The following is a 16,915-nucleotide window of genomic DNA, read 5'->3' as shown; positions in this document are numbered from 1 at the left end:
AAAAATATAATTATTTTTTTACAAAAAAACAAAACAAAAAAGTATTTTTGTTATCTATGATAATCGATTAAGCCAAACAAACCATAAACGTAGGTTTTGAAATCAAGAAATTGAGAGAGCAAAGAAGAATGTCTCAACCCCAACTGGCTGAACTTTTGAGCATATCCCAAACGGCACTTTCCAATATAGAAAACGGGGTAACCATAAAACTAGATTTCAAACTTATGGATAAAATATGCAAGGAGTTCGAGGTGGGTTTTGACTATTTTATAGATGACAAACACGTGAATAAAGTAAAGGAAAACGAGGGTGGCGTTGTTGGTACAAACAATGGCACAAACAATAACTTTCCCGAAAACCTTGTTGACCAACTCAAGCTGCTTATAGACGACATCAAGCAAAAAGAGGCACGGATTAAAGAACTGGAATCAAACCAAAAATAAGATTGTTTTCCTTTTGCCTGCTGCCAGATTAGACGAAATTGCCGAAATGCTGAATGAGATTAATTAAAAAATAATTAAAGTTTCAAATCGAGAAAGGTTCAGAGTGTATGCTTTGGACCTTTTTTCTTTTACCGCAAATTCGCTGATTTTATCTTTTGCTTGAGGGGTTTTTAATTGGCGAATTCGCGGTTTATTTTTTTAAATATTCGGTTTAGTTGTAAATAAACGTTTCTCAATTTTCTGTTAACAGCAAATGCTAACGACAAACTAATTTTATCTTTGTTTACTAAAAATACAATGCAACTTTCTTAATTATGAAATACACAACTTTACCCAATACTGATGTAAAAGTCAGCAAGATTTGCCTTGGAACGATGACTTTTGGAGAGCAAAACACCGAAGCTGATGGTCATGCCCAAATGGATTATGCTTTAGAAAATGGGGTTAATTTCTTTGATACTGCCGAAATGTATTCGGTTCCCGGACGCGAGGAAACCTATGGGAGTACCGAGAAAATCCTTGGAACTTGGTTTAAAAAAACTGGAAAGAGAGAAGAAATAGTTTTGGCTTCTAAAATTGCTGGACCAAATCCAAATTTTGGATACATGAGAGAAAAATTAGACTTTTCAACAGCTAGTATCAAGTTTGCATTGGATCAAAGTTTACGACGTCTGCAAACGGATTATATTGATGTGTACCAATTGCATTGGCCGGAACGCAAAACCAATTGTTTTGGACAACGCGGTTTCAAAGTGCAGGATGATGCCTGGGAAGATAATATTCACAATGTATTGGAAACATTAGACGGTTTTGTTAACGAAGGAAAAATCAAACACATCGGACTTTCAAACGAAAATCCTTGGGGAATCATGCGTTTTCTGGAAGAAAGTAAATACAACAATCTGCCAAGAGTAAAAACGATTCAAAATCCATATTCGTTATTAAACCGACTTTTTGAAAACGGTTCAGCTGAAATTTGTCTGCGAGAAAATGTTGGTTTATTGGCGTATTCGCCTATGGCTTTTGGGGTTTTGTCCGGTAAATTCCTTACAGGCGAAAATCATCCAAACGCCAGAATCAAGTTGTTTCCGCAGTATTCCAGATACAACAGCGCACAAAGTAGCGAAGCCACTCGATTGTATCAGGAAATCGCAAAGAAAAATGGACTTACGCTGACGGAATTGTCTTTGGCGTTTGTACAGCAGCAACCATTTGTAACCAGCACGATTATTGGCGCAACCACATTGGAACAATTAAAAGAAAATATCGATACGATTCAAGTGTCACTTTCGGATGAAATTCTAAAAGCTATTGATGACGTGCAGGCGGTAATTCCTGATCCGGCTCCATAATTGCTTTGCTGTTTTTTTGTTATTGCTTCACCAGTTCGAGAAAATCCCTCATGTATGACGAAGGAGGAATCTCACACTATGAGATTACTCCTTCGTCGGAATGACAGTTTCTAATAATTAAAGTTTAAATTCATCGCTTTTGAGAAGGTTCTTTAGGCATATTTCTGTCTGATTGCTATTAAATTAGCTTTTTGGTTCAGGTTCTTTGTACTCAAAAGGGTTATAAAATCTGCGTACTTTTTCCACAATCTGGTTTAAGGTCATTTTGTCTGCGGTTTCTACCGCTTTTAGTTTTCCGGGTTCAATTAAATGATCAGTCATTAATTTTTGTTCCAGTTTCGTTTTAGTTTGCGCCGGACCAAAAACAATAAGTTCATCCGATTTTTTCACATAAGACAAAACGGATTTTATAAAGTAATTAAGTTGTTCTTCTTTTCGTGCATCAAATTGTGATTCGTTTGTGCTATGATGACCGCCACTGGAGAAAGTGCCTTTGTTGCCTTCCCTATTGTGATAAACGTCATTTTCAACCTCAGAATCGATTTCAGTAATTTTCTCAGTATCGCCATCAAGAGCAACAATTATTGCTTTTGAGGAATCTATCCAAATGCCAGTTTGTCTTTTCATGTCTTTGATTTTTAAGTTAAAGTAGATTGTTATAAAACAGCTTTATTTTGATTTTCATTTAATTCGTTGGGTGTAATTCAATATGTTTAATTTTTTTAACACATAGAAACATAGATTTTAAAATTCTGGAAGTCGTTTCGCTTTTTTATAGAATTGGTAGTTATGTGAGCCCAATAATTGGGCTATCTGACTCTTTTTTCTATGTTTCTATGTGGTTCAATTTTTTATTATTTAAACCAATGGATATTCATTTAATTTTCATCCATTCAAAATAAATGTCAGTTCGCTTATTAGAAGGTGTTCTGATTTGTTTTTTCCTGAAAATGAAGAAGCGATAGCGTTTGCAGTTTTTAGAATTAAGGCATTAATTTCTGGGGTGAATACGTGTTGGTGTTCTGCTCTGAAAATTTTAAAGTCGGGCATGACTTGTTCCGATTCCCATGCATTGGCGACTAGCCAATCAAAAACAATTTCGATTTGATAAGCGGTGTCATCGCCAAATTCATTGAAACTGTTTTCCAGCGGAAGCCATTCCGTCCTAATGATTTGTTTGAGTTTCTCGATTTCTTCTTCACGAATAGTATTGTCTACGGCCGCAATACAATAAAACACTTTGCCTAAGTGTTCATACAGATGCGTCAAGGTTTGGTGTGAAGGTTTCATTTTTATTTTCGTAAAGCATTGTTAAACATAAAGTTACAAAAAAATAGTGAATCCTTTTCCTGAATTGTTGTTTTTATTTTTAAATAAGAAATAAATAAGGGAATCTTGGAAACAAGAAAAGTGCTATTTTATTTTTGCTTCCAGAAAAGACAGCAGACTGTCAGTTTCCAGTTTTTGATTGGCGTATTTTAATTGAAGCTCCGAACCTTCGCCCATTCTATTGTAATACTCCAACGCTTTTTTTGCAAAGAAGCGCTTGTTAAAATCAGGAAGTTCAGGAATTTTAGGAAATTTTTTATGAAAAAGCATTTCGTAATACGCTTACCAGTCTCTTTCATTTTTATCTTCAATCAGGTCCTCTTTCGTTTTTTGACTCATGTGAATCATTTCATGCATCAGCAGATTGAGCATTAAGTGTAGCGGATATTCGAAAGTGTTTTCAGGAATGCGGATAATTTGGGGTTCGCCCAAAACGCCTTCAGTGGTCATCAGGATAAACTCCGGCTTGGCCTTTTCCCGTAATTCGAAACCCTTGAAATTGGGGTTTTCTAAATCATATTATTGTATTAAAAACTGTGCAGCAGCAATGGTCTCACCAAGTTCATGAAACGTATTGACGATTTGTAAGTGTTCTGGATACGATTTCATTTTAGGTTATAATTATTTATGTTATCTGCGGACTATTATGGAAATGGATTACAAGTTCGTCTTTGCTTCATATTTGCAACAAATTACAAATAAATTAATATAGAATCAAAATGTTTTTTTTAGACACAGTTTCCTCTGCCAGAGCAGATGTATTGCTCCTAGCGTTTAACTGATATCCGATTCGTTACTACTCTTTTTTCTGATTCATTTTTGTAACCAAAGCTTTCAAACGTGCTGCTTTTTCTTTTTTTTCTTCTTGAAGTTTAGTCTTTTTCCGATTCAGCAATTTGGTATGCAACGCCTTATTTTTGGTGTTTTTTTCGGGTCCTTTTGCCATGGTTTATACGCTACTTTAATTACGCTTACAAATATAAAAAAAGCCACATTAAAAACGCGGCTTTGCTACCATGAAGCACTCTGTTGATTTTTTGTTACATATTTTTACGGCGTTATTCTAATTCTTCAAGTATTCTTCAATATTCCCATTAACATTTTCTACTTGAATACTTGAAATTTTTCTAACTTTCCTAATAAATTGAACTCGAAGTAAAGTGTCTTCAACTTTAAATAAATCATTGCCAAGCGGAATTAAAATTGCTTTACGCATTAATGAATAAGGATATAAAAGTTGTCCGTTTTCTACTGTTACAGTTTTGGTTCCAAAAGCCCCTTGATATTCCTTTAATTGCTTATCCGTTAATGTTAAAGAATTTTGTTTCAATTTATGCTCACTTAATAACCAAGAATAAATACTATTAGGATTTATTGAATCTTTTACTGAGAGATTTTCTAATATTTTTTGTTGTGCAACGCTTAAGGCTTCTATCGCTGGCACTTTAATATCTGGTTGCACACCTGTTTCTTCCCAATTGGTATTAGTAATAGGATTGATAGCTCTGCCAAAAGGAATAAAAATCACAAATCGGTCATTAATAATTTGATCTCCACCAGGATTAGCACCTCCACCAGTTACTTCACCTATGATTGTAGCGCGTTTTAAACTCTTTAAATTATATGCAAATTCTTCAGCTGCAGAAAATGTAGTATTACTTGTCAGCACATAGACCGGAACATCAACACTTCTTTTTCCACTTATATATGGAAGTGTCCAGGTTTGCATAATTTCATTTCTCGGACGGAAATAAAAATCATTTAAATGTACTGGATTAGCACCAAATAAATAGCTTGTAATAAGCTGAATCATTTGGGGGGATCCCCCACCATTTTTACGCAAGTCAAATATGATTGCATTGCTATTACTGACGAAATTCATAGCGGCAACAGCTGTTTCTGCTGCAAATTCAGGACGCGAAAAATTGCGCAAATCAATATATCCTATATTACCTTCCAGTATTTTAACTTCTTTGAATCCGTAATTATTCATTTTCCAAGTTTCAAGAAGTGAAATTGGGAAATCATCTTTATTATTCTGTTGTGAATTTAACGCATTCACCTCTTTTATGTATTTTGGATTGAGTTGTACTTTTATATGCTTGTCTTTACTTATAGATTGCAAATCTATAGTAAGCCTTTCAGAAAAAAGAATAGGATCTGTAATCAAATTATATTCTCCTTTATTTAAGTTATCAGAAAGGGAATTAGTCATAGTTTTCGCTACATTCGGAAATACATAATTACTATTTAAGAGACTATCTATTACTTTTACTACTAACTTTTGTTCTTCTATATTAACTTTTAATTGGTTTGATTGAGCATTAGCAAAAGATATTGCTAATAAGAAAGAACACAATGTAATATAAATATTTCTCATCTTATAAATGATTCGGTAAAATGGTACTTAAAAAAAAGTAAATATAGTCCTGTTTTATTTAATTGCATTCTTTTATTTACAAATTTGATTGTAAATATTGTCCGTACCTTCGACGCTTTATGAATATATCGTCAAATGTGGACGGATTAAAATCCATCCCTACAATATATCCCGAGCCTACGGCTCTTATAGGTGCATAAAAGTTCCATAGGAACGATTCATAATGTAGCAACAGATTTTAATCCGTTGACAGGTACCAATAACAAGGAATAAAGTTCCGTAGGAACAACACATATTAAATTATTGCAAAAATTCATCGAAAACCCAAATTCCTTAGCCCCGATAGCAGTGGAAATCCTTTCTATTTTTTCTTTGAAAATAGAAAGATTGTAACGGATAGCGGGAAATAGCTCCTGATTGCCACGTTCCTCGCAATGACAATAATAATTTGCTTATTTTTGCACTCAATAAAATTGAATCATGATACAGAATCCAAAAAGATATACAATTACAGCGGCATTGCCGTATACCAACGGACCGATTCACATTGGCCATTTGGCGGGTGTTTACGTGCCTTCGGACATATATTCCAGATATTTAAGATTACAGGGAAGAGACGTTTTGTTTGTTTGCGGAAGTGACGAGCACGGCGTGGCGATTTCGATGAAAGCCAAAAAAGAAGGCATTACGCCACAGGAAGTAATCGATAAATATGATGGAATCATTCGTAAATCGTTCTCCGATTTTGGAATTTCGTTTGATAACTATTCCAGAACTTCGGCTAAAATTCATCATGATACGGCTTCGGAATTTTTCAGAAAACTGTATGAACAAGGAGATTTTATCGAAGAAGTGACCGAACAATTATATGATGCAAAAGCAGACCAATTCTTGGCAGACCGTTTTGTGGTTGGGACTTGCCCAAAATGTGGCAACGAAGAAGCGTACGGCGATCAATGTGAAAAATGTGGTTCAACGCTGAATGCTACGGATTTAATTAATCCAAAATCGACAATTACTGGAGAAACTCCTATTATGAAATCAACGAAACACTGGTTTTTGCCTTTGGACCGTTATGAAGATTTCTTGAAAGAATGGATTCTCGTTGGACATAAAAATGACTGGAAACCGAATGTTTACGGACAAGTAAAATCTTGGATTGACGGCGGATTAGAGCCTCGTGCGGTAACTCGTGACTTGGATTGGGGAATTGATGTTCCTGTTGAAGGTGCCGAAGGAAAAAAATTATACGTGTGGTTTGATGCGCCAATTGGCTATATTTCATCTACTAAAGAATGGGCGTTGCGCGAGGGAAAAGATTGGGAACCGTACTGGAAAGACAAGGATACAAAACTGGTTCACTTTATTGGGAAAGACAATATTGTTTTTCATTGTATCATTTTCCCAGCGATGTTGAAAGCTGAAGGAAGTTATATTTTGCCGGACAATGTACCAGCAAATGAATTCTTGAATTTGGAAGGAAACAAACTTTCGACTTCTAAAAACTGGGCAGTTTGGCTGCACGAATATTTAGAAGAATTTCCGAATCAGCAAGATGTTTTGCGTTACGCTTTGACATCAAATGCGCCGGAAACTAAGGATAATGATTTTACCTGGAAAGATTTTCAAGCGAGAAACAATAATGAATTAGTAGCGATTTACGGGAATTTCATAAATCGTGTCGTGGTTTTAACCAATAAATATTACAACGGAATTATTCCTGAACCAAGCCCCCTAACCCCCGAAGGGGGGACTCCAAACTTCACGGATTATGACAATGAAGTTTTAACGGAATTAAAGGCCTATCCGGCTGTGATCTCAAGTTCTCTGGAGCGTTACAGATTCCGTGAAGCATTGAGCGAATTAATGAATGTGGCACGTTTAGGAAATAAATATTTGGCTGATGAAGAGCCATGGAAAGTCATCAAAGACAATCCGGAACGCGTGCAAACACAAATGTATGTGGCGTTGCAAATTGCCGCTGCGTTGAGTTCACTTTGCGAACCTTTCTTACCCTTTACTGCTAAAAAATTATCAAGAATTCTTAAAATAGAAAGTCCGTTGAACTGGAATACTATTGCTCAAAATTCTGATTTGATTCCGGCGGGTCACCAAATTGGAGAGGCGGAGCTATTGTTTGCTAAAATTGAAGACGAGGAAATCCAAAAACAAATAGACAAACTGGAAGCGACAAAAACTGCTAATAAGGAAGAGATTGCTTCGTCCCTCGCAATGACAGAACCACAGAAAGAAGCGATTCAATTTGAGGATTTTGCCAAAATGGATATTCGTGTAGGAACAATATTGGAAGCCGAAAAAATGCCAAAAGCAAACAAGCTTCTGATTTTGAAAGTAGACACCGGAATTGATGTTCGCACGATAGTTTCAGGAATTGCCGAGAGTTTCAAACCAGAAGATATTATAGGGAAAAGAGTTACTGTTTTAGTGAATTTGGCTCCAAGAAACCTTCGTGGAGTAGAAAGTCAAGGAATGATTTTGATGACTACCAATGCGGAAGGGAAATTGGTTTTTGTAAATCCGGATACCGATGGAGTTGCCAATGGAGAGACAATCAATTAAGGAAATTATAAAATGAAAATAAAAAAGCCGCAATTAGCTTTGATTGTTGGGATACTCTGCATTTCGATTTTTCCAATATTAATAAAACTTCGGCTAACTCCCGGCCTAATTTCGGCTTTTTATAGAATGGCAATTGCAGTAACCTTGCTATTGCCGTATGTCATTATTACAAAAAAATTCAAGCTTCCAACTTTAAAAGTATTGATTCCTGCTATAATTTGCGGAATTTTATTTGCCTCAGATGTTGCTGTTTGGAATATTGCTATCCAAGAATCCAGCGCTACTCAGGCTTCACTGCTTACTAATTTATCACCGCTGTGGGTGGGCATTGGTTCGTTTTTATTTTTAAAAACAAAACCCGCCACTAATTTTTGGATTGGAACTCTAATCTCATTATTCGGAATGATTATGCTGGTTGGTTTTCAGTTTTTTATTGAACTTAATTTTGACACCGCTTTCCTGTTAGCCGTATTATCGGGTATTTTATACGCTATTTACTTATTGATCAGCAAAAAAGTACTTTCTAAAGTAGACGTGCTTTCGTTTATGACCATCAGCCTAATTTCTTCAAGTATATATTTAGGAATTCTCTGTTTAATACTAGAAGAACCTTTTTCTGGATTTTCTGATGCTGGTTGGCTGGTCTTGTTAATCCAGGCAGTAGTTTGCCAACTTTTAGCATGGTTATCGCTCAGTTATGCCACACAACACATGCGAGCTACAAGAGTGTCTTTGAGTTTGCTCGGTCAAGCCGTTTTGACTGCTATTTTAGCTTGGTTATTTTTAGATGAAATAATCACACTGCAAATGATAATCGGTGGAATTATTTTACTTTTGGGAATCCGAATTACCTTTTATTCGAAAACAATTTCAATAAAGAAAGTCTTTTCAAAAACAGTAAAAAGTTAAAATAAAAACCTCAATTATTATCAAAATAAAATAAAAATGGAACTTAAAGTAATTGCTTTCGACGCCGATGATACCTTATGGATCAACGAAACGTATTTTGATGAAACCGAGAAAAAATTCTGTGGTTTGATGGAAGATTATTTGTCGCATCAAGGAATTTCTAAGGAGTTATTCAAAGTCGAAATCGATAATTTAAAATTATACGGCTACGGAATCAAAGGCTACATTCTATCGATGATCGAAGCGGCTATGAATATTTCAAACAATACTATTCCTATTGAAATCATTGAAAAAATCATTCAATATGGTAAAGAATTATTGGAGAAACCCATTGTTTTATTGGAAGGTGTCGAAGAAACTTTAGCAGCTTTACACGGAAAATATAAATTAGTGGTTGCCACCAAAGGCGATTTATTAGACCAACGAAGAAAATTACACAATTCAGGTTTAGGTCATTATTTTCATCATATCGAAGTGATGTCAGATAAGCAGGAAATTGATTATTCTGATTTGATAAAACGATTGGAAATACAACCTAAAGAATTCTTCATGATTGGAAATTCATTAAAATCGGATATTTTACCAGTTTTAGCTATTGGCGGACACGCCGTACACATTCCGTTTCATACAACTTGGGCACACGAAAAGATTGACCACAAAGTAGAGCACGAAAACTTCAGCGCTTTTGAAAAAATCACCGAGGTGCTACAAAAACTGAAATATTAAAGCCTATTTCTAACCTCTTTAACCAATATAGCAAGTACTAACAATGAAATAACCACAATTTTAAAGTTAATATTTTTATACAATCTATAAAATAAATTGCGAAATATTGCCAATAGCATTGATTCGCAGCTAATTTATAGAATTAAAACTAATTCTTACATAATTAACGGTTTAAGTTTTCATATCCTTGATTATGTTGTACTTTTGCATAAAATTTTAAAAAAAATAATGATGAAAAAAATCATACTTACGTTAGTTTTTGCTTCTGCAATGACAACTTTAAGTGCTCAAACTGAGACTACAAAAACTACAGAGAATGACTATAACAAATGGTCTGTTGAATTAGCAGGTGGTGTTAATAAACCACAACAACCAATGACTGCTGGTTACTTTACCTCTACACCAAGTCCTTTCGTTGCTGATCTTGGAGTTAGATATATGTTTAACAACAAATTTGGTTTGAAAGCTGATTTTGGAATGAACAGCTTTGAAGGAAAAAACAATTCTATTGATTTTGACACTAAATATTACAGAGCAGACTTACAAGCTGTTGCTAACTTAGGAAGAATCATGAATTTTGAAACTTGGACTAATACACTTGGTTTAATTGGTCATGCTGGTTTTGGTTTAGCACAATTAGAAGATCAAAATTCTGCGTTGAAAGACAGAATGGGTAACTTCATTGCTGGTGTAACAGGACAAATTAAACTATCAAACAGAATTGCTTTGACGGGAGATTTTACAACAATCTTTAATGTTACTCAAGATGCTGCTTTTGATGGTGCAAGTATTCCTGGTTCAAGAGGCTTTTCTGGAATTCTTTTTAATGGAACTGTAGGTTTAACAGTTTACTTAGGTAAAAACGAAAAACATGCTGACTGGGTAATTGACAATGGAAACGAAATCGATGCGATGAAAAAACAAATCGCTGATATCGAAACTTCAATGTTAGATACTGATAAAGATGGTGTTGCTGATTATTTAGATCAAGAACCAAACACTATTTCTGGTGTAATGGTTGATACTAAAGGAAAATCAATTGATTTAAACAACAATAATGTTCCAGACGAATTAGAAAGTTATTTATTGAAAACTTACGGAAGTAATACTGATAAATCTGCAATCTTAAGTAACAATGAATTGATTAGAAACTTAATCAACGGTGGTTATGTTGCAGTTTATTTTGACTACAATAAATCAACTCCAACAAATGTTTCTACTGAAGGTACTGATTTTATCTTAACTTATTTGAGAAACAATCCTACTGCTTCAGTTGACATTATTGGTCACGCTGATGAATTAGGAAGATCAGAATACAATGATAAATTATCTGCTGCTAGAGCAAATAATGTAAAAAATGTATTAGTGAAAGCTAATGTTGATGCATCAAGATTGAATGTAGTTGCTGCTGGTGAAGACACTTCAGTTGATAAAGATTCAGACGCTGCAAGAAAATTAGTTAGAAGAGTTACTTTCAGAGTAAAATAATTCTTTCTCAATATTCTCTAAAAACCCTAAAGGAAATTTCTTTTAGGGTTTTTTTATGCCTTCTTATCCCGTCGAAAAACATTTTTCAGAAATCAATAAAAATAAAAGTTCCTCAAGAATGAATTTCTGATTAAAAAGATTAGCAGTACTTTTGATTAATAAATAAAAATATCCCATTTTGAAAACCCTTTTAGATATAGAAAATTGGCCTAGAAAAGAACATTTCCATTTTTTCAGACAATTTGAAGAACCATTCTTTGGTGCGACCGTAGATATTGATTGTACCAAAGCTTACGCGAATGCAAAAACAGTGAACGTTTCTTTTTTTAGTTATTACTTACATAAAACATTGGTAGCAGTGAATACGATTGAATCGTTTCGCTATCGAATTTCTGATGACCAAATATATATTTGTGACCAAGTAAATGCCTCGGCAACTATTGGTCGGGAAGATGGTACGTTTGGTTTTTCTTTGATTGAATACAATTCTGATTTTTCAGTTTTTGCAAAAAATACTTCACAAGAAATTGACCGTATTCAGTCCACAACCGGACTTTTCACCCGAACATTTAATGATGATAATGTAATTCACTTTTCGGCGATTCCATGGCTCGATTTCACTTCATTATCACACGCCAGGAGTTATAGTTTTCCAGATAGTTGTCCTAAAATTTCGTTTGGAAAAATGAAAATTGCCGATAATGGAAAAAGAACTATTGCAATGTCCGTACACGTGCATCATGGATTAATGGATGGTCTTCATCTCGGACAATTTGTGGATTGTTTCCAAGAATTGATGAACCAATAAAGGCATCCAATTTTTGTTTTAAAAAAAAGTCCCGGTTTGCAGTTTAATTATACTGCAAACCGGGACTTAACAATTAGAAACTATTTTTACTTTCCTAAAAGCATTATTTCGTTTACCACTACTTCCGTGATATACCGCTTTTCTCCGTTTTTATCATCATAACTTCTATGTGTCAGTTTTCCTTCAATTGCAACTTCCTTTCCTTTGGTAACATATTTTTCTATAATTTCAGCAGTTTTCCCCCAAGCCACTAATTTGTGCCATTGAGTTTCTTCTATTTTTTCTCCTTTGTCGTTTTTGTAGCTTTCATTTGTTGCTAATGTAAAATTGGCCAACTTTTTTCCTCCGTCAAATGATTTGATTTCCGGATCATTCCCAACGTGTCCAATTAACTGTACTTTGTTTCTTAATGTGTTCATGGCGTATAATATTTAAATGTTAGTATATGTTTTGTTGAATTGCTATTTCAAATCAACATTGCAAAGATGCGATGACTGTCAAAAAGTATTCGGTTGCTAACTATTTACTTTCGGTTGTAACTATTTGTAAGCGTTTGTAAATGGGAAAATTTAGTTATATTTGATAAAAATAAATTTTTTATGCAAGCCAAAATAAACAAAGTAGAGTTACGAAATCTGAAGATTGATGACTACAAAGAATTGAAAAACTCCATGGTAGAATCGTATCCGGAAATGGTAGGTTCCTACTGGAGAGAACATCATATTGAAAAATTATTAAGTATTTTTCCCGAAGGTCAATTGGTGATTTTAGTAGATGGAAAAGTAGTTGGGTCTGCTTTGTCTCTAATTATTGACGAAAGTTTAGTAGATAAAAACCACAATTACTCTGACATAACTGGGAAATACACCTTCTCTACCCATAACCCAAAAGGAGATGTTTTATACGGAATAGATGTTTTTATTCATCCTAGTTATAGAGGACTGCGCCTTGGCAGACGATTATACGACGCTCGAAAAGAATTGTGTGAACAATTAAATTTGAAAGCCATTGTTTTTGCTGGCAGAATTCCTAATTATGGACAACATGCGAAAACACTCACTCCAAAAAATTATATTGAAAAAGTAAAAAGAAAAGAATTGCACGACCCAGTTCTTTCTTTTCAGTTAAGTAATGATTTCCACGTGATTCGTGTAATGAAAAACTACTTAGAAGGCGACTCAGATTCCAAAGAATTTGCCGTTTTACTGGAATGGAATAATATTTATTACGACGAAAGTCCAAAACTGATAAACCTCAAGAAAAGTGTCATTCGTTTGGGGCTTGTTCAATGGCAAATGCGTCAACTAAACAATCTGGAAGCTTTATACGAACAATGTGAGTTTTTTGTTGATGTAGTTTCGGGTTACGGAAGTGATTTTGCCTTGTTTCCGGAACTGTTTACTGCTCCTTTAATGGCAGATTACAACCATTTATCTGAGGCCGAAGCCATACGAGAGTTAGCCAAACATACGAAACCTATTCACAAACGTTTCCAGGAATTAGCTATTTCTTACAATATCAATATCATTACAGGAAGCATGCCGTACTTAGAAAACGGCACATTATATAATGTTGGCTTTCTTTGCAAAAGAGACGGAACTTCTGAAATGTATGCTAAAATTCATGTTACTCCAAACGAAGTTCAGCACTGGGGAATGACAGGCGGGTCACAAATTAAGACTTTTGATACGGATTGTGGCAAAATAGGAATTATGATTTGTTATGATGTTGAATTTCCAGAACTATCCAGATTACTGGCAGATGAAGGAATGAACATTTTATTTGTTCCGTTTTTGACTGATACTCAAAATGCCTACACCAGAGTCAAGCACTGCGCACAAGCTAGAGCGATAGAAAACGAGTGCTACGTAGCCATAGCCGGTTGTGTAGGTAATCTTCCAAAGGTAAATAACATGGATATTCAATATGCGCAATCCGCTGTATTTACACCTTCTGATTTTGCTTTTCCAAGTAATGGAATCAAAGCCGAAGCGACTCCAAATACGGAAATGACACTGATTGTCGATGTAGATTTAGATTTACTGAAAGAACTTCACGAGCATGGAAGTGTTCGAATTCTGAAAGATCGTAGAACTGACTTATACGACATCAAAAAAATCAATCCATGAACAAAACCTGCTTAGAATGTGGAGAAAAAATTGTAGGCCGGGAAGACAAAAAGTTTTGTAGTGACGGTTGTCGTAACGCTTTCAACAATAAAATAAACAAGGACAGTACTAATTTCATGCGCAACATCAACAACAAGTTGCGCAAAAATTACCGCATTCTCTCTGAGCTCAACACCGAAGGAAAATCAAAAACCACAAGGGCAAAATTGTTAAGTAAAGGTTTTGATTTTGATTTTTTCACCAATATCCTACATACTAAAACTGGAAATACCTACTATTTCTTGTACGACCAAGGCTATATGGTTTTAGAAAATGATTTTTATATGTTGGTCAAAAAAGACATTTAATACCGCAAATCCCCAAATCTACCTAACCTATCATGAAAAAACACTATTTTTCTATTTTTGCCAGCTCATTCCTCGTAGCAATTCTGGGGCTAATTTATATTACGATGATGCCTCAATGGACTTCGGATGATGAAGGTTCTCTTTCTGATTTTTCGACAAAAAGAGCTTTGACCCAAGTAGAAGCAATCTCGAAAAAACCTCATTTTGTAGGTTCCGCAAATCATGAAGTAGTCGCAAATTATCTCGTAAAAGAGCTAAACAAGTTAGGACTTGAGACTTCAATTCAGGAAGAATATACGCTTAGCGATTGGGGAAATCTGGTACAATCAAAAAATATCTTGGCCCGAATCAAAGGTTCCAATAATTCCAAAGCATTGTTATTGCTTTCTCATTATGACAGCGCGCCTCACTCCTATTCTCCTGGCGCCAGCGATGCAGGGTCTGGTGTAGCAACGATCCTGGAAAGTGTTCGTGCTTTTTTATACAACAAAACGCCGCATAAAAACGACATTATTATTCTGTTTTCAGATGCTGAGGAATTAGGACTGAATGGTGCTGCACTTTTTGTAACCCAACATCAGTGGGCTAAAGAAGTTGGCTTAGTTTTAAATTTTGAAGCACGCGGCTCATCCGGTCCAAGTTATATGTTGATGGAAACCAACAAAGGAAATGCAGGATTAGTGAAGGAATTCGCTTCCGCAAAAGCGACTTTTCCAGTTTCAAATTCATTGATGTACAGCATTTATAAAATGTTACCCAATGATACTGATTTGACCGTTTTCAGGGAACAAGGCAATATTCAAGGCTATAATTTTGCTTTCATTGATGACCATTTCAACTATCATACTGCTCAGGATGACATCCATCATTTGAATAAAAATACGTTAGCGCATCAAGGTTCTTATTTGATGCCGTTGCTAAAATATTTCTCAAACACAGATTTAAACACAACACAAGCCGGTGAAGATTACGTCTATTTTACCATTCCCTACACCTTTATAAGTTATCCTTTCAATTGGGTTTTGCCTATGGTAATAATTGCATTGGCACTGTTTATTTTCCTGCTGTTTTTAGGAAAAGCTAAACGCATTCTGTCGTTTAGGGAAATCGGTAAAGGATTTATACCACTATCGGGTTCTTTATTTGCAGCTGGATTAATTACTTTTTTTGGTTGGAAAGCATTGCTAAAACTGTATCCGCAATACAATGATTTACTTAACGGATTTACGTACAACGGACACGCTTACATTGCCGCTTTCGTATTATTATCCTTAGCGATAAGTATGGTTTTTTATCATTTATTATCTGAGCGAAAAGTAACTATCAATCATTATGCAGCGCCATTATTTTTATGGATTATCATCAACGGAATTCTAGCTTTTGTTTTACCAGGAGCAGGATTTTTAATTATTCCGGTGTACTTTGGGCTATTGATTTTTGGGCTTTTTATCGTGACTCAAAAATCGAACAAAACATTAAATCTCCTATTAAGCCTTCCCGCTTTGATGATCATAGCACCTTTTATCCAAATGTTCCCAATAGGTTTAGGATTGAAAGTGCTTTTTGGAAGTGCTATACTTACGGTACTGACTTTTGGCCTATTATTGCCGGTTTTTGGGGCTTTCGCCAAAAAGGGAATCTGGACTTTAGTATTTTTTGTGCTTTCCATCGGCTTTTTTGCGAAAGCACATTCTGAATCCGGTTACGAAGCTGGCAAAGCCAAATCAAACAGTTTATTGTATATCTATAATGCCGATACAGACCAGGCGAGTTGGGCTACGTACGACACCAATCTTGATTCTTGGACCAAAGGCTATTTGGGTGAAAACCCGAAAAACGCAACCAATTTGAACGAAATTCCTTTGTTCAGCAAATACAATTCTGGTTTTACATATGCGGCTAATGCGCCTAAAAAAGACCTTCAGAAACCAAGTATAGAATTTTTGGAAGACAGAATCGTAGGTAATCAAAGGTTTTTGAAAATAAAAATTTCCCCGAATCGGAACGTTAATCGCTATGATATTTTTGCCAATGAAAAAATGGCACTTCACAATTTTAAAGCTAATGGCGTGACAACATTAGGCCAAAAAAATTTACTTTATCAGCGAAAAGGAAAAAAGATATTGAGTTATTATGTGATAGGAAATACACCTTTAGAAATGCAGTTCAGCATTAATATTTCAACGGTTTTAGATATGGAATTGTTAGAAAGTTCATTTGATTTATTGTCAAACCCATTATTTAAAATAATAAAAAGAGAAAACTGGATGATGCCAACGCCTTTTGTTTTGAATGATGCTGTGGTCATTAGACAAAAGATAAAAGCGAGTCCGATTGTTGTGAATACTTTGGATGCTGCTTTAACTACTCCTGTTGTTAAAGATAGTTTAACAGTTGGAAAAGACAGTTTGAAAGTCAATTAAT

Annotated in this window: 17 protein-coding genes; 10 read left to right on the top strand and 7 right to left on the bottom strand. The window is 35.0% G+C overall.

Annotated features, from left to right (window positions below; genetic code table 11):
- Nucleotides 1-83 precede the first annotated feature (83 nt).
- A complete protein-coding gene (locus AC0J6S_RS05200) occupies nt 84-443 on the top strand; it encodes a helix-turn-helix domain-containing protein (protein ID WP_474956328.1) in 360 nt (119 codons plus the stop codon).
- Nucleotides 444-757: 314 nt separating this feature from the next.
- Entirely contained in the window at nt 758-1,795 is a 1,038-nt protein-coding gene (locus AC0J6S_RS05195; RefSeq protein WP_474955749.1) for an aldo/keto reductase, read from the top strand.
- 183 nt (nt 1,796-1,978) lie between these two features.
- On the opposite strand, the gene AC0J6S_RS05190 is transcribed toward AC0J6S_RS05195, so the two are convergent.
- From AC0J6S_RS05190 to AC0J6S_RS05165, 6 genes are all read right to left on the bottom strand, one after another.
- The gene (locus tag AC0J6S_RS05190; RefSeq protein WP_474955748.1) at nt 1,979-2,422 is read right to left on the bottom strand and encodes a hypothetical protein; all 444 of its coding nucleotides are present in this window, start codon (nt 2,420-2,422) and stop codon (nt 1,979-1,981) included.
- A 258-nt stretch (nt 2,423-2,680) separates the two neighbouring features.
- Nucleotides 2,681-3,085: a hypothetical protein gene (locus AC0J6S_RS05185; protein ID WP_474955747.1), complete on the bottom strand. Its 405-nt coding sequence runs from the start codon at nt 3,083-3,085 to the stop codon at nt 2,681-2,683.
- Between the two features lie 123 nt (nt 3,086-3,208).
- Nucleotides 3,209-3,394 (bottom strand): hypothetical protein, encoded by a 186-nt coding sequence (locus AC0J6S_RS05180; protein ID WP_474955746.1) that lies wholly within the window; start codon nt 3,392-3,394, stop codon nt 3,209-3,211.
- Between the two features lie 12 nt (nt 3,395-3,406).
- Nucleotides 3,407-3,574, bottom strand: a complete 168-nt coding sequence (locus tag AC0J6S_RS05175) for a hypothetical protein (protein WP_474955745.1) — start codon at nt 3,572-3,574, stop codon at nt 3,407-3,409.
- Nucleotides 3,575-3,920: 346 nt separating this feature from the next.
- Nucleotides 3,921-4,070, bottom strand: a complete 150-nt coding sequence (locus AC0J6S_RS05170; RefSeq protein ID WP_474955744.1) for a hypothetical protein — start codon at nt 4,068-4,070, stop codon at nt 3,921-3,923.
- Nucleotides 4,071-4,187: 117 nt separating this feature from the next.
- Nucleotides 4,188-5,504, bottom strand: coding sequence for a S41 family peptidase (locus AC0J6S_RS05165; RefSeq protein ID WP_474955743.1), 1,317 nt, complete (start codon nt 5,502-5,504; stop codon nt 4,188-4,190).
- Between the two features lie 480 nt (nt 5,505-5,984).
- On the opposite strand from AC0J6S_RS05165, the gene metG reads away from it, so the two are divergent.
- The 5 genes from metG (at nt 5,985) to AC0J6S_RS05140 (ending at nt 12,015) form a co-directional block, all read left to right on the top strand.
- Nucleotides 5,985-8,084, top strand: coding sequence for a methionine--tRNA ligase (metG, locus tag AC0J6S_RS05160; RefSeq protein ID WP_474955742.1), 2,100 nt, complete (start codon nt 5,985-5,987; stop codon nt 8,082-8,084).
- Nucleotides 8,085-8,096: 12 nt separating this feature from the next.
- On the top strand, nt 8,097-8,993 hold the full coding sequence (locus AC0J6S_RS05155; protein WP_474955741.1) for a DMT family transporter: 897 nt from the start codon (nt 8,097-8,099) through the stop codon (nt 8,991-8,993).
- 36 nt (nt 8,994-9,029) lie between these two features.
- Nucleotides 9,030-9,719, top strand: a complete 690-nt coding sequence (locus tag AC0J6S_RS05150) for an HAD family hydrolase (RefSeq protein ID WP_474955740.1) — start codon at nt 9,030-9,032, stop codon at nt 9,717-9,719.
- 231 nt (nt 9,720-9,950) lie between these two features.
- Nucleotides 9,951-11,207: an OmpA family protein gene (locus AC0J6S_RS05145; RefSeq protein ID WP_474955739.1), complete on the top strand. Its 1,257-nt coding sequence runs from the start codon at nt 9,951-9,953 to the stop codon at nt 11,205-11,207.
- Between the two features lie 178 nt (nt 11,208-11,385).
- Nucleotides 11,386-12,015: a CatA-like O-acetyltransferase gene (locus AC0J6S_RS05140; RefSeq protein WP_474955738.1), complete on the top strand. Its 630-nt coding sequence runs from the start codon at nt 11,386-11,388 to the stop codon at nt 12,013-12,015.
- Between the two features lie 86 nt (nt 12,016-12,101).
- On the opposite strand, the gene AC0J6S_RS05135 is transcribed toward AC0J6S_RS05140, so the two are convergent.
- Nucleotides 12,102-12,434 carry a single-stranded DNA-binding protein gene (locus AC0J6S_RS05135; RefSeq protein ID WP_474955737.1) on the bottom strand — a complete coding sequence of 111 codons (333 nt, stop codon included), beginning with the start codon at nt 12,432-12,434 and terminating at the stop codon, nt 12,102-12,104.
- Between the two features lie 180 nt (nt 12,435-12,614).
- Here AC0J6S_RS05135 and AC0J6S_RS05130 point away from each other — a divergent pair, with 180 nt between their 5' ends.
- From AC0J6S_RS05130 to AC0J6S_RS05120, 3 genes are all read left to right on the top strand, one after another.
- Nucleotides 12,615-14,144 (top strand): GNAT family N-acetyltransferase, encoded by a 1,530-nt coding sequence (locus AC0J6S_RS05130; RefSeq protein WP_474955736.1) that lies wholly within the window; start codon nt 12,615-12,617, stop codon nt 14,142-14,144.
- On the top strand, nt 14,141-14,491 hold the full coding sequence (locus tag AC0J6S_RS05125; protein WP_474955735.1) for a hypothetical protein: 351 nt from the start codon (nt 14,141-14,143) through the stop codon (nt 14,489-14,491). Before AC0J6S_RS05130 ends, AC0J6S_RS05125 begins: the two co-directional genes overlap by 4 nt.
- Nucleotides 14,492-14,595: 104 nt before the next feature.
- Nucleotides 14,596-16,914, top strand: coding sequence for a M28 family peptidase (locus AC0J6S_RS05120; RefSeq protein ID WP_474956327.1), 2,319 nt, complete (start codon nt 14,596-14,598; stop codon nt 16,912-16,914).
- Nucleotide 16,915 lies beyond the last annotated feature (1 nt).

The organism is Flavobacterium sp. TS_SC_5, from assembly GCF_056156265.1.
Note: the sequence above shows the minus strand (reverse complement) of the source record. Positions and strands in the feature narration are given on the sequence as shown.